Genomic DNA, 18,190 nt, shown 5'->3' with positions numbered 1-18,190 from the left:
GAGCATGGGAGGGTTTCTCTGTGTTGGATCTCAAATTCGTGCGCACTAACCCGGAAATTGTTAAAGAGGCTTTGGCTAAACGCAATTCCACGCTTAAGCTTGATGATTTTCTGCGCCAGGAGGAACAAAGGCGTAAAGTCCTGTATGAAGTGGAAAATCTGAAGGCGCGCCGCAACCAAGTATCGGAAGAAGTTGGCAGGCGCAAGAAAAGCGGGGAAGCTGCAGAGTCCTTAATTATTGAGATGCGGGATGTAGGCCAGCAAATCAAATCTCTGGAAGAACGGCTTATGAAGTTCGAACAAGAGATGGAAGCGGTTCTGTATGAGATCCCGAATATCCCTCATGCCTCAGTGCCTGTCGGAACAGATGAGAGCGACAATGTTCAGGTGCGTTCCTGGGGCATGCCCCGTAAGTTTGAGTTTGAGCCTCTACCACACCATGAGCTTGGAGAAAGGCTTAACATATTGGATTTTGCCCGCGCCGGGAAAGTGACAGGGGCCCGTTTTACTTTCTACAAAGGGTTGGGTGCCAAGCTCGAGCGAGCCTTAATCTCTTTTATGCTTGATCGGCACACTGCCAAAGGATATCTTGAAATTCTTCCCCCTTATATGGTGAACCGTACTTCCATGATGGGGACAGGGCAGTTGCCGAAGTTCGAGGAAGATGCGTTCAAGGTAACGGGGACAGATTATTTTCTCATTCCTACGGCTGAAGTTCCGGTAACCAACCTGTACCGGGATGAGATCTTGGACGGGCAGAAAATGCCGATTTACCACTGTGCCTATAGTGCCTGTTTCCGCGCAGAAGCCGGTTCAGCCGGACGGGATACCAGGGGTCTGATCAGGCAGCACCAGTTTAATAAAGTAGAACTAGTCAAATTCTGTCTGCCGGAAAACTCGTATGACGAACTGGAGAAGCTTACCGGAGATGCGGAGAGCATTTTGCAGGAGCTAGAACTTCCATATCGTGTCATGACTCTAGCCACCGGTGACTTAGGGTTCAGCTCAGCCAAGACTTATGATCTGGAGGTATGGTTACCGAGCTTCAACACCTACCGCGAGATTTCTTCCTGTAGTAATTTTGAAGATTTTCAGGCCCGTCGCGCAAACATTCGCTTTCGGCGAGAGCCCAAAGGGAAACCGGAATATGTGCACACCTTGAATGGCAGCGGTCTGGCCATCGGTCGTACGGTCGCCGCCATCCTGGAGAATTACCAGGAAAAAGACGGGAGTGTGCGTGTGCCTAAAGCATTGCAGCCTTACATGGGCGTGGAGGTAATTGGGTAATAATAAAGTAGTCAGAATTCAGTAGTCAGAATTCAGAATGATTCCGGACGATAATGCCTCTCTCTTATGTTGACGCCTGATCCGTTCGGCCGGAAGAATTACTCTTGGGTTTGGCCGAACGGCGTAAGTCATCCTCAGGCGGTAAGTTCTCTCTTGAGTTTCTCCTTCGGCGATGACATCCACCGGATGTCGTCGTCACCGGAGACTTACGTTCCTGAGTAGTTATCTATTATAATCTCTATGAAAGTATTCTTACTTTTTTATTAAGATGGTATAAAGTAACGGATTATCTAAAAATATGCTGATTGTCAGCCGTAAAAATATGTGTTATACTTTTTTACGGTTGTCTCATGGAGGGGTGTCTGAGTGGTTTAAGGAGCTGGTCTTGAAAACCAGTGACTCCGCAAGGGGCCGTGGGTTCGAATCCCACCCCCTCCGCCATAAAAATATGGCCTCGTAGCTCAGGTGGATAGAGCGGGGGTTTCCTAAACCCTGTCTTGCGGGGGTTCGAGTCCTCCCGGGGCCACCAATTTGACTTGAGGTATTAAATGGTTCACCAAGATTGGATGCGCCTGGCCTTTGAACAGGCTCAAATTGCTTTTGAGTTGGGTGAAGTACCCATTGGGGCAGTTGTTGTTCAGGGGGATAAAGTTATAGCTCTGGCCCATAATGAAAAGGAGCAGCGGCAAGACCCGACTGCTCATGCGGAAGTACTTGCTATTCAAAGAGCTACAGAAGTTTTAGGCTCCTGGCGCTTGTCTGATGCCACTCTCTATGTCACGCTTGAGCCTTGTCCCATGTGTGCCGGAGCGATCATTCAAGCGCGCCTGCAGCAGCTTGTATACGGGGCCGCAGACTTAAAAGGCGGGGCAGCGGGCTCAGTCATGAATGTCCTTGATGTCACTCGCTGGAATCACCGGGTTGAAGTGATCGCCGGGATCATGGAAGAAGAATGTTCCCAGATCCTCAAAGATTTTTTCATGCAACGGCGTTGAGTTTTCAGCGTTTATTTCGCTAAGTCAATATTATGGAGAGATGGCTGAGTTGGTCGAAGGCGCTCGACTCGAAATCATATTTTTAAGGCTGCGCCGGTCAAAATTAAACATGGAGAAGTAGCGAAGAGGCCGTAACGCGCCGCACTCGAAATGCGGTTGTCCGCAAGGGCACGTGGGTTCGAATCCCACCTTCTCCGCCATAAAGATCACGAAAACCCGCATAAACACTAAGTTTATGTGGTTTTATTAGTATATCAGTATATCAGACCCCATGCCGCATGGCGGCACCACTGATGAATGAAAATTATGTCCATACTACTATTATGGCTGGCGAAGGTAGGTCGTACTTTCTTGGTGCCGCGAGCCCGTATATCAGACGGACCACAACGACCCGGTGCATCGCAGATTGTTGCTCCTTCGGGAAGCACGCAGGGTAGAATAACCCTTTTTGGTTTTTGCACCAGCCTTAAAACTAACCAGTCTAAGGAGAAGCAGGGTTATGGAAGTATTACACGAGCGTTGTTGTGGGCTGGATGTTCATAAGAAGAGCATTACAGCATGCATCATCACTCCCGAAGGAAAGGAGATTCGGACTTTTGAGACAATGACCCGGAACCTGATGGAACTAGTGGACTGGATCAAAAGTAAGCGTTGCTCCCATGTCGCGATGGAGAGCACGGGTGACTACTGGAAACCAATCTATAACCTCTTAGAACCGGAGGACCTTCAACCGATGGTTGTCAATGCACAGCATATAAAAGCCGTGCCTGGGCGAAAAACGGATGTCAAAGATGCCGAATGGATTGCCCGTTTATTACGTTATGGTCTGGTCCAAGGAAGCTTTATTCCAGACCGGGAACAAAGGGAATTGCGGGAGTTCGTCCGCTACCGGCGAAGCATCATTGAAGAACGAACACGGGAAGTGAATCGTCTCCAAAAGGTATTAGAGGGAGGTAATATTAAGCTATCCTCTGTAGCTTCGGATGTTCTGGGCGTGTCAGCACGAAATATGCTAGAAGCGATAATTAAGGGTGAGAAGGATACTTCGATTTTAGCGGATTTTGCGCTAAAGAGATTAAAACGTAAAAAAGAAGAATTAAAACTCGCGCTAGAAGGACGAATAGGTGACCATCAACTACAAATGATAGAGATACAGTTAGCCCATATTGATTATATAAATGGGGTGATCAACGGACTAGATGAAGAAATTGAAAAACGTATGGCTCCTTTTGCGAAAGACCTGGAGTTATTAGATTCGATACCAGGTGTCGGTAAGCAAACTGCTGAACAAATCTTAGCAGAGATCGGTACGGACATGTCACGATTTCCCACACCTGGACACCTATGTTCGTGGGCCGGGATGACTCCAGGTCATGATGAAAGCGCGGGAAAGAAAAAGTCATCAAAAACACGAAAAGGTAACAAGAAACTACGAAGTGCCTTAACTGAAGCAGCAAAAGCGGCGTCTCGTCAGAAGAACACATATCTATCTGCACAATACCATCGAATTGCTGCCCGACGAGGAAAGAATAAGGCAGCTGTAGCTGTCGGACACACTATCTTATCCCTTGTTCATATCTTGTTAACGCGAAAACAAGAATATGTAGATTTAGGATTCAATTATTTTGACGAACGCAAAAAAGAAATTGTAATTAAAAACTCGATTAAAAGATTAGAATCCTTAGGGCTTGTTGTTACTGTCCAAGAACAAACGGCATAAAGTAAGCAAATATACCTAAAATCGTTTAAATTGCCCATGGAGAATACTTTCAAGATAAAAGAGGTTAGGGTAATTCTTTAAAAGACGGGTAACCCATGGGTTTGATTTCCTATTGTCAAAATCTATATGGAGTTGCTATTTAATTTTCAGGGTAGAGAGCTGGTTGGGTAGAATAATGAATTGTGAATAAAGGTATATTTTGGTATAATTTATCTGAATAGAGGAACTTCTCAGAAAATGATATTACCCCCTCGAAGGGTTAAAATTTTGGACTGCTTTACTTCGAAACAGGGGTAATTTATTTTGTATTGTTGGGGGTAGAGAGATGAAAGAAAACAAAGCCGAATATCTGTCTATGGTACAGGAAGCGATTTCCAGGATGTCAACAACCTCTGGAATCCTGAAGGGGTTTTCTGCTACTGTTATAACGGGCATTGCAGCTATTTCGTTTACAGAGGTTAACAAGTGGGTTCTTCTTCTGTCTGTCTTCCCTATCGTTTCTTTCTTTGCCCTTGATGTTTATTATTTAAAATTAGAGCGTAAATTTCGGCATTTATTTAATCTTATTCGTACTGACAAAAAAGATATTGATTTTTCAATGGATATACGTTTCGACAGAAGTCAATGTAAAGATGCAAAAGCGCACATCAGAGATTGCCTGAAATCTCCAAGCATATGGATCTTTTATCTTCCGGCAATCGTGGTGATATCAATAATTGTGATTATGAAATTCTGGGGGTGTATCTAATGGCACATAAAACATTTATATCCTACAAATACAGTGAAGCACAAAAGCTGAGAGATGACATTATTACCGCTTTGGGCGATGATGCCACTTACTACAACTCACATTCCGCAAGTTAAATTTTGGGAAAAGTTATTTTATTCCATTTAAAGGATTTCAGCTATTTCGTGTCGAATGTTATCTCTAAATTTTCATGGAGGTAACATTATGACGAATTCATTCGCTGATATCCGCACCATACGAGCATCAAGTGTTCCTGTCGCTGCGGCCCTGTGCCGTACGGCAAAAATCGCTCAGACGGTAAACCAAATGGTTCACTGGAAAGAAGCTAATTCAAAGATTTCTCCCGGTTTGCTCATTGAAACCTTGGTGATTTGTATTCTTTGTGGCCGCAAACCCCTGTGGAAGATCGAACAATTCTGGGCCCAACAAGACTTGCCAAGTTTATTCGCTGATGTTGAACTCAGTGTTGAACAACTTAATGATGATGCTTATGGCCACGCCTTGGATAAGCTTGCCGAGGTATCGATGGAACAATTGGTCAGTACAGTTTCCCTATCCTTACTCCAGGCACACTCCCTTGGCATAAATGTTGTTCATTTTGATACGACATCAAAGTCCGTCCAGGGGGCGTATACCGGTCAGGCCCATGATGAATTTGAGATTAATCACGGGTTTAGTAAGGATCTGCGCCCCGATCTGAAACAGTTCAAACTTGGTGCCGCTGTTCAGGAACATGGATTAGTCATAATGGGTGAATTATTAGCCGGCAATAAAGCTGACGTAGAGTGGAATCCGGATGCTGCTCTCAAGATACAGGAGCTTTTCACCAAGCAAGGATTCAAAGACGTCATCTTTATCGCCGATTGTGCCCTGATTTCTACCGGAGGCTTAAAGCGCTTAGCCGGACAGGAGGTGCAGTTTATCTCTAGGTTTCCCGAAACCTTTGGCTTAGCCAGGGAATTAAAACAGTTGGCATGGGACCAAGACGATTGGCAGGACATCGGGATGCTAGCGAGTAGTAATGCCAACCAGGCAGCTCGCTATCGGGTATTTCCGGTACAAAGAAAACTGGATGATCGAGCATACAACTTCCTGGTCGTTCACTCTAGCATGCTGGAAGCCAGCAAGGAGAAAACCTTGATTAAGAGGATAAGCAAACAGAAAGAAGAATTGGAACGCAAGGCGAAAAACCTAACTTCCACAGCTTTTGCCTGTGAACCGGATGCCCAGAGCGCTCTCCAAGCTTTTGCCAAAGAGGTTGCTAAGCTAAGCTACTCATTTTCTGGAACAGTGGAGTGCCAGACTGTCACAACCTATGCACATAAGGGACGCCCGAAGAAAGGTGAACAACCGATCGAGACGGTTAGTTACCGAGTTAACTGCACAATAGGAGACTTGAATCCTGATCTTTTTGAACGGCTGCGCCAATTGGAATCAACCTTCGTGCTCATTTACTCCATACGGGATCAACAGAAATATACTCCGGCAGCCATTTTAGCTGAATACAAGCGTCAAATCTTGATCGAAACGAAGTTTCGGTTTTTGAAAAGTCCGGTGTACCTAGGGCCGGTTTTTCTAAAGAGCAAGAAACGAATCCATGCGCTGGGATATGTGTTTATTTTGGTGCTCATGTTGGCATCTTACCTTGAGTATCGGGTACGACAGAGTCTTAAGGAACGAAATGAATTTGTCCAGTTACCGGGAAATAAGAAGACTGACACTCCATCAATAGCAACAATTCTGGAGGTGCTAGCCACAATAGAAGTTGTCGTTGTGCAAGGGCAACGATATTTCCCGAGCAATTTGAATCGCCAGGCTTTGGACATGGTGCAGTGGGCAGGTTTTGACCCATCAATTTACCTAAAGCCTGCTGAAAGCATCCAGTAAGACATTGTAAGGATTTACCATGTCTTAAATTAAAATGAGTGAATCTGAACTCGCGGAACAAGAGCTACAAAGGAGAAACAAGTGATTCCCCTGATTTGACTGATACGAAAACGGAAAACATCAGAAAAAATCTTGCGGATATGATGTATGATACCTCCGTCACAATTGTAATTATTTCTCCAAACATAAAGAAGAGTAAATGGATCGATTGGGAGATTGAATATTGCTTAAAGAACTATTCGCGCAAAGAAAGAACATCGCAAACAAATGGTGTCGTCGGAGTTATTATGAAGCAAAACGGTGGATATAGCTGGTTTAAAAATAGTCATACTAATAGCGACGGTTGCGAATCATCTTCCTATGAAGAGTCAAAGGTTTTTGATATTATCAACAATAACAGGTTCAACCAAAACCCTAAAAAATATCATTGTAATACCTGCAAAACCGTAGATGCCTTGACCGGCTCTTATATTGCCTATGTAGAGGAAGAAACATTTCTGGCTAATCCTCAGAAATACATAGATAATGCTTATGATAAAAGCGAAAATAATGCATCCGGATATGATATAACGAAATCAAGATAATTTTCCCGAAGGGGCGGTCTGGAGGAAGAAAATATGTCAAATTTAAACGCTGAGGAATATAAAACATTTGAAAGCATAAAGCATGTTCGGGAAAACGGAACAGAATTCTGGTATGCTCGTGAGCTTGCTGAAGTCTTAGAATATGTTCAGTGGAGAAATTTTCAAAAAGTAATTGACCGTGCGATTCTTGCCTGCAAAAACAGCGGATTTGAAGTTTCTGATCATTTTGCTGAGGTCAGCAAAACGATAGAAATGCCTAAAAAAGCTAAAAAACATATACCTGATTATGAACTCACACGATATGCGTGTTATCTGATTGTTCAAAACGGCGATCCACGCAAAGAAATAATTGCTCTGGGACAAACTTATTTTGCTATTCAGACACGCCGCCAAGAAGTTCAGGATGCTTTTAATCAGCTTGATGAAAATAATAAACGATTAGTTGCTCGTGGAAACATCAAACAGTGGAATCAGCTTCTTGCGGAAGCAGCGCATAATGCCGGTGTGATTACCGATGAGGAATTTGCAATTTTTCAAAACGCTGGATATATGGGTCTTTATGGCGGTATGACTGTTGCGGATATCCATGCAAATAAAGGCTTGAAGAAAAATGAAAAAATTCTTGATTATATGGGAAGCACAGAGCTGATTGCCAACCTGTTCAGAATTTCTCAGACCGAAGAAAAACTAAAGCGTGATGAAGTATCCACCGCCGTCGCTGCAAACAACACGCATTATGAGGTGGCAGAAAAGATACGCAAAGCGATTATTGAAATGGGTGCTACTCTTCCTGAGGACTTGCCTGTGCCGGATAAAAGCATTCAGACGATTGAGCGAGAGGAAATACGTAAACTCAGAAACTCAAAGAAAAAGCTGATGCTTGACGAATAAGTGGTAAGAGGTTTATGCCAAAACGAATTTGTCCGCGATGTGGATCTAAGAAAACGGCGAAAATTTTATATGGTATGCCTGCGATGAGTCCCGAGCTGGAAGAACACCTTAACATGGTTGATGTTGTGCTTGGCGGGTGCTGTATTACAGATTGTGATCCTATGTATCACAGTAATAAATGCAAAAAAGACTTCGGAGCGCCGACCGCAGAATTAGAAAATGAAGCGACTTCTTTTTATTTTAGCATCGGAGGATTCTTTGGCGGGAGTCAAATGATTATGGTCTTAAAGATGGAAGATGGCGCCGTAGTGCACTATACCTTTGGCCCCGGTTTTTCGGATACAGAACCCACTGCTAAAGAACAACTTAGCCCAGAAGAATGGAAAGCTTTTATACATAGTATTTTTCACTGCTATATTACCGACTGGAAAAAGCGTTATGTTGATCAGCATATCGTGGACGGAACGCAATGGGAGTTAGAGGTTCGTTTTTTGAATAGAAAACCGATTAAAATATATGGAAGCAACAAGTATCCAGTTTATTGGGACAAGTTTATCCGGACCGTAAAGACTCTGGGGTTTTATATTGCGGAATAATCCTAATTGTCATTAAAGGGATACAAGTGAAGTCAGGGGGTATAAAATGTTAATTACAGTAGGTTCTGTTATCCAGGATGGAGAAGAAAGTTCATATATTCTTGATGAAATGATTGGCAGTGGCGGTTTTGCAAATGTATTTAAAGCGCACAGAGAAAGTGACGGTCAATTATTCGCAGTTAAAACTTTGCTACCTTCTTTTGATAGCAATGAGGGTCTTCTTTCGTTTCAAAAAGAATTACAGCAAGCTGCTACAGTAGAATCGCCTCATGTTATAAGATACCAATATGCCCATGATGGGACTAAATACACAGAATATCCTCCGTACATCATTATGGAATATGCGGACTCCGGCACTCTATCGGATTTAATAGTACAACAACAAAAAGCCAGAAAGCCTTTTGACATCGAGCTACTAATGCAATTATTTATACAATTGGCTTGTGGAATGGATGTTATTAACCAGGTCTTAGTTCACAGAGATATCAAACCAGATAATATTCTGATATGCGGTAATACCTTGAAAATTAGTGATTTTGGACTGTCAAAGTTTTCTGGGGAGAATACTCGCACTTTAACGTTTAAGGGATACGGAACGGCAAAATATGTTGCGCCTGAAGCATGGGATAACAATAAAAATACTATTCAGATGGACATCTATTCAATGGGGATAGTATTTTACGAGTTAGCAACACTACAATACCCATATGACACAGGCGGAAGTCAAGATATCTTGGCATATAGAAATGCTCATCTATATCAACCTGTGAAAAATCCTGCATCATTCAACTCTGAACTGCCACCGAATATTGCATCCGTCATCATTCGCATGCTTGAAAAACCTATTCAAAAAAGATTTACAAATTGGACGGATATCATAAAATCACTTAAAACAGCGCCGATGCCGCAAGATAAAATAAATAGCTTTGTTGATGCGGCGTTAAAAACTCGAAACGATGCAGACATCCGCATACAAAAACAATTATCTGAAGAAAAGCGACTGGCTCAAGAGAAAGAGGATTTTTGCCGTTTAATATATTCTCAATATGAGAGTACAGTTATTAATCCGATACGCGATTTTGTTTCACGATTCAATAGTCAGTATGCCGGTACAGGAACGTATAAATTGACTCCTGAAAAAGGTTATCCAAATGGCGAACGGTTCTCTAATACGATAACCACACCGTCGAATAACAGGATACAAATTGAGATGGAAGCAATACTTATGGAGAATCATGTCCGGAAAGTACATGTTGATCGGATTTTCAGAGATGAAGGGTATCGTAATGAACACTATATCCCTCAATGTGAAAAACGGGATATTTTAGCTTGGGGTCGGGTATATGATTCTAAGGGGATAGGGTTTAATCTTCTGTTGCTGAAGGCTGGCGATGCTTTATACGGGGATTGGTTTATATTAAGTAACACAAATAGTGGTCTTGGTAGTTCGACGAGACCAGCCCCGTTTGGATTTAAGTTGGACGAGCTTCCCCGTGAGATTGAGTTGATCAGAGCTGTACATATTTATAACTCTGAGCTTAAGGCCTTAGTAATTGAGGATGTACTCGGCTTTATTTCAAGTTGCGCCTAAATTTGCAGTGATAATTTATACTACCTTACGAACAACCACCGGTCAGGGGTTCGAACCTCCTCATCTCCACCAACTAAGTACTCAATAATTGATACAATAAAAAGTCCGGTAATACCGGGCTTTTCGGCTTTTTGAGGCAGAAAAAGCATCGTTTACAGCGGTGCTTTTTCTATTTTTGCACCCTAATCGTTGAAAGATGCACCCCCCTTGAGGGAAGATCTTACCTTTCGTTAAAAAGTTAGGAATCGTTAAAAGGTTTGAGGAATCGTTAAAAGGTATAAGATACTAACAAAAATAATTTTGTTAGAGATGCTTTTACGAACTGCTCACGTTGAGATAATAGTAGAGCTATATAGTTAGGGTTATAAGATTTGGAGTAAGGATTGACCGTTGCCAATACTGTTGGAATGGATTAAGTAAAGCAAATAACAACTAATATTCAAAGCATCTGCTAAGAGGGGGTATGCGCTTTATTGTAGACCATTACATTTTGTGAGTATTGAACAGCCAAAAATTCTGTTTTTATTCTGTAGTATTCGTATTGGATATATTCGTATAATTGGCAAGCATTGAAAGTGTTTCAAGCACTTGATTACGTTGTGTAAAGCTCAAATGCTTCAATACTTTTTCAGCTGCATCCTTTATCGCAGCTTGAATTTTTTCAACATAAGGTTGTGCAGTATCTGTAAGCTGTAAGAGTATAGCCCGACGATCATTGGGGTCAGGGAGACGGACAATAAGATTTTCCCTCTCAAGGGCATCTATAAATTGAGTAACAGTTCGGGCTTGAATGCCCAATCTTGTTGCTAAATCACTAGCCCGTATTTTATCCCATTTAGCAACAGCAAGGAGAATGCGCATCCTTGGGCCTGTCAATTGAAATGGTGTATTTAAGTTGGATAAATTTATCTCAAATTGTCTCTCGAGATAATGGGTGACCCTAATTAATGTATGCAATACGTCCTCTGCTGAAGGAGTCGTTCCTTCAAACAATAATTTCTGCTCAGTCATAAAATCCTCCTTGACAGGGTTGAACATAGTGGTTACACTCATATTGAGTATACTCATTATATGTAAACTCAATATGAGCATTAAACACAATATTACTTTACTACTTTTTAACAGGAATAACAAGGAGGAATGCATATGTCCATTTTAGTTACCGGCGCGACCGGTCAATTTGGTAAACTCGTTCTCAATCATTTGTTGAACAAGGTACCAGCGAGTGAAATCATTGTAAGTGTTCGAAATCCTGAAAAAGCTGATTTTTTGTCAAAACAAGGAGTAGCTGTTCGTCAAGGAGACTTCAACAATTCGGAATCATTGGATAAAGCATTTGAGGGAGCCTCTAAAATTCTAATTATTTCAATTTCTGAACCTAACCCTTTAGTCCGGATTCGCCAACAGCTTAATGCGGTTGAAGCTGCAAAAAAGGCGGAAGTGAAACAAATTGTTTTTGCTGGAACAGGGAAAGCTTTTCCAGAAAAGATAGTACCTACAGTCAGTGCATTAAGAGCTTATAGCCATCAAGCTACTGAACAAGCGATACTTGCTACGGAAATTCCATACACATTTCTTCGCAATGGATTCTTTCTGGAAGGATTTATTAATTCCCAACTGCTAAAAAATGCTGCTGAACATTGTGAATTCATTTCCGCTACTGGAAACGGACCGTTGAACTTTGCTAGTTACAGTGACTATGCTTTAGCTGCTGCGGTAGTGCTGACTGAGTCTGGTCATGAAAACAAGACCTATGAATTGACTTCCAACAATCTTTGGAGTTTTGCAGATGTAGCAGAAATTGCTTCGAAAATTTCCGGTAGGAAGATCTTGCATCGGGCTGTAACTGCTGCTGAACTCAAAGAAATCTATGTTAAGTCAGGTATGCCGGAATTTATTGCAGAAAATATTACTAAGATTCATACTGATATTGCTAACGGTGTTTTTGGAGTGGTTTCCAGCGACTTGTCTAATTTGATTGGTACTTCGTTGACTTCACTGCAAAAAAGTGTGGAAAAAGCTTTACAAGTATAAGCAAGTTAAAGGAGGGCGAAACTAATCGCCTTCCTTATATGCCATTTTTCGTATTACATTGAGTGTAGCTTAAATATTCGGGCTGAAAATATACATTTAATAGCTCGCTCAACCTTGGTTTCGATATGTTAATTTTTGGCATAAAAGATTGTAACCGCAGATATGTCCTACTCCGGTGACGCGTTGAGACGATCGTTCGCCTGCAAAGAAAACACACTACAATATATAGTGTGTATTGATCGAAATAAAACTTGATGTAGTGTTTTCTAATGAGGCGTTTCCTTGTACATATCAATGAGTGTAGAAACATATCAGTCATAACACATGTGTTTTCTTTTGAGCCGATGTGCCGATTCGATGCACGTTGAGACGGTGGTTCGGCTCGATAGAAAACACACCACTAAATAGGGTATAAACCCAGTGATAGAGCCACTATATATTGTGGTTTTGGCCAAAAAATGATGTGTTTCCTCGTACAGCACGTTAGTGTGGGGAAACATGTTACTAGGTTATCTGTAGGGTGTTTTAGACTTGCCAGAGTTTGCTCTCTGGCATTTTGCGTTGTTTGACAATAGAAGGAATAAACCCCGTTTCTGATAATTGGCTTTGCGCGATAGCTGTGCGCAACCTTCGAAGTATGTCTAGCAAGTTATCCGAAGTTAGGCGTAAAAAAGCTCAAACCCGAATCAGAGCTTGAGTAAATTAGAAGCAGGTTCTAGTGGAGAAATTGCTTGCCTAACTTTGGATAATTACATTGCACGAAACCGCGTGATGGGTGCTCTTCGCTATGGGGATTGAACATCTAATCGCCCACCTAATTTAAATGACCTATTAGGAAACTAGGTGGGAAAATGTATCAGAGCAGGCTTAATCATGTTGAAATAGATATAGTTTCCCCCTCCCCATGACAGGGCAATTTTTTAAATACATGCAGTTTGGATCGTGAGAGGGGGAGATTTACCTAAGCTCATAAATCGTTTAGATTTTTCCGATCCGCAGATAGGACATTTAGATACATCTATTCCGGTTAGCTTCTGGATGAGTTGAAGCGTAGATGCTTTTTCTTCGGTTAAAAGAGGCGTATGTGTAAGCTGTTTGCAAATCTTCAGTTTGGTTGTCTTGTTACGATTGCCTAGCAAGCCGTAGTGTCTTATTTTCATAAAGCCACTCGGTAGGATATGAATAAGAAATCTGCGGATAAACTCCTCAGCGGAAAGCGTCATAACCTTATGTTTACTGTCATCCTTGTAGTCCCGCCATTTGAAGGAAACTGTATCCTTTTCAATGCTAACGATGCGTTTATTGGATATAGCCACTCGGTGAGTATATCGGCCCAGGTATTCAACAACACAAGCAGAATTTCTAAACGGCGGTTTGCAATAAACAACCCACTCTTTGCTATAGAGAGAGGAGAGAAGTTTTTCAAATTCATTATCGTCGGCAAAATAGGTTTGACTGCCGTGAAATTCAAGCTTGTTTAGGACGTAGAGTTGTTTAAGGTAATACAAAAACTTACCTCTGAACTTCCGGGATAAAACCTTAACCGGAATGAAGAATTTCATTCTGCTGTTCACCCATTTTTCGATGGAGGATAATCCGCCGCCGGGTACAATGCAGTGAATATGCGGGTGGTGCATGAGGTTTTGTCCCCAAGTATGCAGAACCGATGTGAAGCCAATCTTTGCACCGAGATATTTTTTGTCAGATGCTAAATCGGCGAGAGTTTCAGCAACGGTCTTAAACAAAAGGGTATAAACTGTTTTTTGATTTTGGTAGACCATTAAATTGAGAGTATCTGGGATGGTAAATACCACATGGAAGTATCCGATGTCGAGCAAATTGCTTTTCTGGTTTTCAATCCAGCGTTCTTTGGCAAGAGCTTGGCATTTAGGGCAGTGCCTGTTACGGCAAGAATTGTACGAAATTCGGGTATGCCCACAACTATCACAAACCTCCTTATGACCACCTAACTGTGACGTTCTGCATTTTTGAATGGCCGACATCGCTTTATGCTGCTCAAGAGTGAGCTTGTGGTTGGTTCGATAGTTTTTACCGTATTTTATGAAGATATCTTGAACCTCAGCCATTGGTTTTTTCCGATTCAGCCATCTGATCAAGAGGACTTGTTACTTTGAGAGATTCAATCTTAACCAAATGCAAGTAGATGCAGGTCGTGTTGATATTTGAGTGACCGAGCAGTTGCTTAATGTGATAAATACTTGTGCCGGATTCAAGCAGGTGAGTGGCGAAACTATGACGCATAGAATGGACTGTCACGTTTTTAGTGATGTTAGCTTTCTTTACATATTTATTAAAAAGATTTTCTACAGCTCTAGGAGTCATGTGTGTGCCGGTATGATTCCTGCTGTAAAAAAGCCACTCTTTGGGGCGGTAAGCTTTCCAGTAAGCTCTAAGAATCTCGAGATTGGCTTGAGAAAGCAGAGCATATCGATCTTTGCCGCCTTTGGCGTTGCGGATGAACAGTTGCATTTTATCGCTATGGATATCTGAGACTTTTAGGGAGGCCACTTCGCTTAGGCGGAGTCCCGCACCATAGAGGGTCATAAGAATGCATTTATCTCGCAAGTTGTCGCAGGCGTTAAAAAGGGCTTGTATCTCCTCTTGGGTAAGGATGTCAGGGAGTTTACGTGGTTTCCGGTGGCGAGGGATTTGCCTATGGTTTAAATTAACGTTCAAAGTTAAGCCATACAAAAAGCGGAGGCCGCTGTTGTAGGTATTCACCGATTCAGGAGCAAGCTTCTTAACTGTAGTGAGATAATGAAGAAACTGTCTGACATCTTCTACGCCTAGCTCAGTTGCAGGTTTATCGGGAAGTGGTCCTGAAAGAGTTTGACTTTGGTATAGTATTCATCCTGGGTATGCTTACTAAATCCTCTAAGCTCAACATCAAATTTCAGTTTGGTTAAAACTTCTTCTTTTGTCATAGTTCAATCATCTCCTGCAAAATAGAATATCCAATGTTTTACAGGAGATTCAAACTGGGGGTGATTGCTAACAACAATATTATTCGGGGACATACTTAGAAACCACCGCGCTAGCGGTTTAGTGCAATGTCTATAATGTGAACTTGGTATATTGCGGGGGACGGCTAGTGCAGACCTCCTTTTTCATTTCATAATTCCGGAATGACTGGAATGATATTATGGAGTATACTAAATTAAGGTAATTGTTTTCATTGACTAGAAGAAAAAATATCTGACAATAGGGTACACTCGAAAATACGAGATATATCGAAGGGACATTCCCAGATTTAGTTAAACAAATATTACAATATTAAAAAATTTATGTAGGTGAAATTTTTGGAAAACAAAAAACAGCATTACATACCTCAATCATATCTGGAAAGCTGGTGTGACCCTAATATTCCTGAAGGTTATGATAAATATGTTTGGATGTTTGATTATAATGGCCAAAAAGTTAAGAAAAAGAGTCCTAAAAATATTTTCTATGAATCAGATATGTATACTATTTATGACGAAAAGGGAAATAGATTTTTAGATATTGAACGGGGTTTATGTGGTCTCGAAGGAAAATTTGCATCAATCAGAGATAATAAGTTACAAGCAAAGAAAGAGTTATCTACAGAAGAAAAATACTATATTCTGGCCTTCGTTGCGGCGATACATAATAGGACGGTCGCAATAAAAGAACATATATCCGAGCAATGGGGTAGGGTTCTAGAATTAGGAAGAATGATGAAAATGGAATATGAAAATGCTTCACCCGAAGGGAAAAAAGCAATGGCATCAATAGGGCGATTAAACGATGGTCAATCATATTCATTAGAGCAGATAGAAAAGTTTTATAATGAGCCTATGCAAACTCAATTGATTCCAAGGATTAACGCAGAATTTGACTGTTATACTAAAATGCACATGTCAATACTTAATACTGACGATGAAGTGGGATTTATTACATCCGATAATCCTTGTGTTTGGTTTGATCCTGAAGCATATAAAAGACCCCCTTTCTATCGTTCAGTTGGATTAGGATATGAGAAAGTTGAGGTTACACTGCCAGTTTCACCGAAGCAACTCATTATAATTTCGCATACACCTTTACCTTTATATATTTCTGTACAAAGGAAAAGTGTTGACAGTATAAACAGAAAGACCAGATTTTTAGCAAATGAACATTTTATTGTCAATAGGAATTATAAAAATGACTTTTGGTTTAAAGTAATTGAACCTCCCGTTTAAACGTTTTGTATATAAATTGAAGTGAATAATTTATATATTTCACATTATCCATATACCGTAACATTCCTCTTGTTTCTTCCAACTTCCATTCCGGTTAGGACGGACTTCAGGCGTATTCGGTATATAAGGTAGGGGCATTTCCCGCTCGTGAGACGCTACTAGGGAGGGCTACACTTTAACTATCTTTTATAGGCAATTTCTTGTCCTTAGACTTTACGTCTTGGGACTTTTTTGTGTCTGCATTAGGTGTAGGCGTAGATGGAATATGCGGTATGACATTACACAGCGATGGATAGCGAGAGAAATATTTTGTGGTTATTGGAGGAATTTTCAGGAAGCGTGCGGAATGTTTTTAATCATCGCGCTAGTTGAACGGAGGAATATGGTAATGGATTATGGAGATTTATTGGGGAAACTTCCGGAAAGAAGTGAAACCCACGTCAAAAATGATATGGCTCGATTAGCCTTTCGAAATATATTTAGTGACCCTTTATTTATTGTGCGAGAAGAAACCGATAACGATTATGGTGTTGATATTTGCATAGAAGCACTTATTAATAATGGCACTTCCCCGACAAATGTCAGGTCACACGTACAGCTAAAATCTTCGAGCAAAAAACCTAATGGCAGGGGAGATTATTCTTATAGCGTATCATTATCAAATTTGAATTACCTTTTGAATCATCCATGCTCTTTTTATTCTTTGTATGCTATTGAAGAAAATGTACTTTATTACTGTTATGCGGAGGACGTATACGCAAAGCATTGTTCTAGTAAAGAGAATTGGAATGAGAATAAAACGGTAACAATAAATTTCAGTAATGTCATAGACGCTGAAACTATACACTCAATCCACCAACAATTGCTAGATACGACAATTCTCTTAAAGGAGATACGTCTTAAACTATTCAAAGATGGCATTAAGCCTGGGGTAAAGTTTGTTTATGGAGATTTCCTTTTTGAGTCTTCAAATCAAGCATTCCAAGAATATCAGGATAAACACGGCGTTTCTTATGCTTATACCATGGACAAAAACGGTAAGGTAATTTTCATGCATAATATTATATGGGAGTCTCATCATGGCCCTATTCCTAAAGGGTATCAAGTGTTCCACATTAATGGAAATACGTTAGACAATAGAAGTAAAAACCTTGATATCATAAAAACGCTGGAAATCTTAGACGTTGATAGGTTTCAGAAAGAAATTGAGGCCCTACAGGAATATAACATTCTTTCCCTAATCGTTGGAGGTTCTGAAGCAGATTTTCAAGATGTTCCTCCTCCCCCCAAGTCAATGTTTAATAGAATCATTAATGAGTTAAAGGCAGAAGGCTGGAATGCCTCGGAGGAGGAAATGACGAAGATTATGCATGATTTACACGTTAACCTTGGGATGGAATTTGACTTATAATGTTCACATTTAAACGATGGAAACGTGACAAATATACAAAGCACCAGGCGTAACAGCCTTATGAGGTGGGGGCATAACTTCCGCTAATTCTTATACTGCCAATAATCAGTTTGTATGGGGTTTTACCCCATAACTGCCTTCCACCCGGAATGATGGCTTAATTCTCCGGAGAGGTGGCTCAATGACTACCGGAATAGTGGCTCTTTTAGACCTTCATAATTCGATAG

General features: G+C 41.2%; 14 protein-coding genes, 3 tRNA genes and 1 pseudogene. 15 read left to right on the top strand and 3 right to left on the bottom strand.

Features of this window, described 5'->3' with window-relative positions; all coding sequences use genetic code 11:
- Positions 1 to 20 precede the first annotated feature (20 nt).
- The 12 genes from serS to ACYQ2N_RS10900 all read left to right on the top strand — a co-directional run bounded on the left by serS (position 21) and on the right by ACYQ2N_RS10900 (position 10,298).
- Positions 21 to 1,286 (top strand): serine--tRNA ligase, encoded by a 1,266-nt coding sequence (serS, locus tag ACYQ2N_RS10955; protein ID WP_459999266.1) that lies wholly within the window; start codon positions 21 to 23, stop codon positions 1,284 to 1,286.
- Positions 1,287 to 1,638: 352 nt separating this feature from the next.
- A tRNA-Ser gene (locus tag ACYQ2N_RS10950) sits at positions 1,639 to 1,727 on the top strand.
- Between the two features lie 9 nt (positions 1,728 to 1,736).
- Positions 1,737 to 1,815: transfer RNA gene (locus ACYQ2N_RS10945), tRNA-Arg, on the top strand.
- Between the two features lie 19 nt (positions 1,816 to 1,834).
- The gene (tadA, locus tag ACYQ2N_RS10940; RefSeq protein WP_459999265.1) at positions 1,835 to 2,281 is read left to right on the top strand and encodes a tRNA adenosine(34) deaminase TadA; all 447 of its coding nucleotides are present in this window, start codon (positions 1,835 to 1,837) and stop codon (positions 2,279 to 2,281) included.
- 111 nt (positions 2,282 to 2,392) lie between these two features.
- Positions 2,393 to 2,481: transfer RNA gene (locus tag ACYQ2N_RS10935), tRNA-Ser, on the top strand.
- Between the two features lie 299 nt (positions 2,482 to 2,780).
- Positions 2,781 to 4,001, top strand: a complete 1,221-nt coding sequence (locus tag ACYQ2N_RS10930; protein ID WP_459996855.1) for an IS110 family RNA-guided transposase — start codon at positions 2,781 to 2,783, stop codon at positions 3,999 to 4,001.
- 325 nt (positions 4,002 to 4,326) lie between these two features.
- Positions 4,327 to 4,749 (top strand): hypothetical protein, encoded by a 423-nt coding sequence (locus ACYQ2N_RS10925; RefSeq protein WP_459999264.1) that lies wholly within the window; start codon positions 4,327 to 4,329, stop codon positions 4,747 to 4,749.
- Positions 4,750 to 4,953: 204 nt separating this feature from the next.
- The gene (locus ACYQ2N_RS10920; RefSeq protein WP_459997890.1) at positions 4,954 to 6,636 is read left to right on the top strand and encodes an IS1634 family transposase; all 1,683 of its coding nucleotides are present in this window, start codon (positions 4,954 to 4,956) and stop codon (positions 6,634 to 6,636) included.
- A gap of 95 nt (positions 6,637 to 6,731) precedes the next feature.
- Complete coding sequence (locus ACYQ2N_RS10915) at positions 6,732 to 7,220, top strand: TIR domain-containing protein (RefSeq protein WP_459999263.1); 489 nt, start codon at positions 6,732 to 6,734, stop codon at positions 7,218 to 7,220.
- 33 nt (positions 7,221 to 7,253) lie between these two features.
- Positions 7,254 to 8,111 (top strand): DNA damage-inducible protein D, encoded by an 858-nt coding sequence (gene dinD / locus ACYQ2N_RS10910; RefSeq protein ID WP_459999262.1) that lies wholly within the window; start codon positions 7,254 to 7,256, stop codon positions 8,109 to 8,111.
- A 14-nt stretch (positions 8,112 to 8,125) separates the two neighbouring features.
- On the top strand, positions 8,126 to 8,707 hold the full coding sequence (locus ACYQ2N_RS10905; RefSeq protein ID WP_459999261.1) for a hypothetical protein: 582 nt from the start codon (positions 8,126 to 8,128) through the stop codon (positions 8,705 to 8,707).
- A 46-nt stretch (positions 8,708 to 8,753) separates the two neighbouring features.
- Positions 8,754 to 10,298 (top strand): serine/threonine-protein kinase, encoded by a 1,545-nt coding sequence (locus ACYQ2N_RS10900; protein WP_459999260.1) that lies wholly within the window; start codon positions 8,754 to 8,756, stop codon positions 10,296 to 10,298.
- Positions 10,299 to 10,820: 522 nt separating this feature from the next.
- On the opposite strand, the gene ACYQ2N_RS10895 is transcribed toward ACYQ2N_RS10900, so the two are convergent.
- The gene (locus ACYQ2N_RS10895; RefSeq protein ID WP_459999259.1) at positions 10,821 to 11,309 is read right to left on the bottom strand and encodes a MarR family winged helix-turn-helix transcriptional regulator; all 489 of its coding nucleotides are present in this window, start codon (positions 11,307 to 11,309) and stop codon (positions 10,821 to 10,823) included.
- A 135-nt stretch (positions 11,310 to 11,444) separates the two neighbouring features.
- Here ACYQ2N_RS10895 and ACYQ2N_RS10890 point away from each other — a divergent pair, with 135 nt between their 5' ends.
- Positions 11,445 to 12,332 (top strand): SDR family oxidoreductase, encoded by an 888-nt coding sequence (locus tag ACYQ2N_RS10890; RefSeq protein WP_459999258.1) that lies wholly within the window; start codon positions 11,445 to 11,447, stop codon positions 12,330 to 12,332.
- Positions 12,333 to 13,252: 920 nt separating this feature from the next.
- Here the strand turns inward: ACYQ2N_RS10890 and ACYQ2N_RS10885 are convergent.
- Positions 13,253 to 14,419, bottom strand: coding sequence for an IS91 family transposase (locus ACYQ2N_RS10885; RefSeq protein ID WP_459999257.1), 1,167 nt, complete (start codon positions 14,417 to 14,419; stop codon positions 13,253 to 13,255).
- Positions 14,412 to 15,277, bottom strand: a pseudogene (locus ACYQ2N_RS10880) (tyrosine-type recombinase/integrase). The gene ACYQ2N_RS10885 and the pseudogene ACYQ2N_RS10880 overlap by 8 nt, the downstream one beginning before the upstream one ends.
- Before the next feature lie 375 nt (positions 15,278 to 15,652).
- Between ACYQ2N_RS10880 and ACYQ2N_RS10875 the strand changes: the two are divergent.
- Entirely contained in the window at positions 15,653 to 16,552 is a 900-nt protein-coding gene (locus ACYQ2N_RS10875) for a DUF4238 domain-containing protein (RefSeq protein ID WP_459999256.1), read from the top strand.
- A gap of 388 nt (positions 16,553 to 16,940) precedes the next feature.
- A complete protein-coding gene (locus ACYQ2N_RS10870; RefSeq protein WP_459999255.1) occupies positions 16,941 to 17,963 on the top strand; it encodes a DUF4365 domain-containing protein in 1,023 nt (340 codons plus the stop codon).
- Positions 17,964 to 18,190: the final 227 nt, after the last annotated feature.

It is taken from the genome of Paradesulfitobacterium aromaticivorans (genome assembly GCF_054657415.1).
This window is presented reverse-complemented; position numbering and strand designations above follow the sequence as displayed.

What these genes read in the sequence shown, in the direction of transcription:
- dinD (WP_459999262.1), top strand. Translation starts at nt 7,254, where the DNA reads ATGTCAAATTTAAACGCTGAGGAATATAAAACATTTGAAAGCATAAAG.
- ACYQ2N_RS10920 (WP_459997890.1), top strand. Translation starts at nt 4,954, where the DNA reads ATGACGAATTCATTCGCTGATATCCGCACCATACGAGCATCAAGTGTT.
- ACYQ2N_RS10900 (WP_459999260.1), top strand. Translation starts at nt 8,754, where the DNA reads ATGTTAATTACAGTAGGTTCTGTTATCCAGGATGGAGAAGAAAGTTCA.
- ACYQ2N_RS10890 (WP_459999258.1), top strand. Translation starts at nt 11,445, where the DNA reads ATGTCCATTTTAGTTACCGGCGCGACCGGTCAATTTGGTAAACTCGTT.
- tadA (WP_459999265.1), top strand. Translation starts at nt 1,835, where the DNA reads ATGGTTCACCAAGATTGGATGCGCCTGGCCTTTGAACAGGCTCAAATT.
- ACYQ2N_RS10930 (WP_459996855.1), top strand. Translation starts at nt 2,781, where the DNA reads ATGGAAGTATTACACGAGCGTTGTTGTGGGCTGGATGTTCATAAGAAG.
- ACYQ2N_RS10885 (WP_459999257.1), bottom strand. Translation starts at nt 14,419, where the DNA reads ATGGCTGAGGTTCAAGATATCTTCATAAAATACGGTAAAAACTATCGA.
- ACYQ2N_RS10905 (WP_459999261.1), top strand. Translation starts at nt 8,126, where the DNA reads ATGCCAAAACGAATTTGTCCGCGATGTGGATCTAAGAAAACGGCGAAA.
- ACYQ2N_RS10870 (WP_459999255.1), top strand. Translation starts at nt 16,941, where the DNA reads ATGGATTATGGAGATTTATTGGGGAAACTTCCGGAAAGAAGTGAAACC.
- ACYQ2N_RS10895 (WP_459999259.1), bottom strand. Translation starts at nt 11,309, where the DNA reads ATGACTGAGCAGAAATTATTGTTTGAAGGAACGACTCCTTCAGCAGAG.
- ACYQ2N_RS10925 (WP_459999264.1), top strand. Translation starts at nt 4,327, where the DNA reads ATGAAAGAAAACAAAGCCGAATATCTGTCTATGGTACAGGAAGCGATT.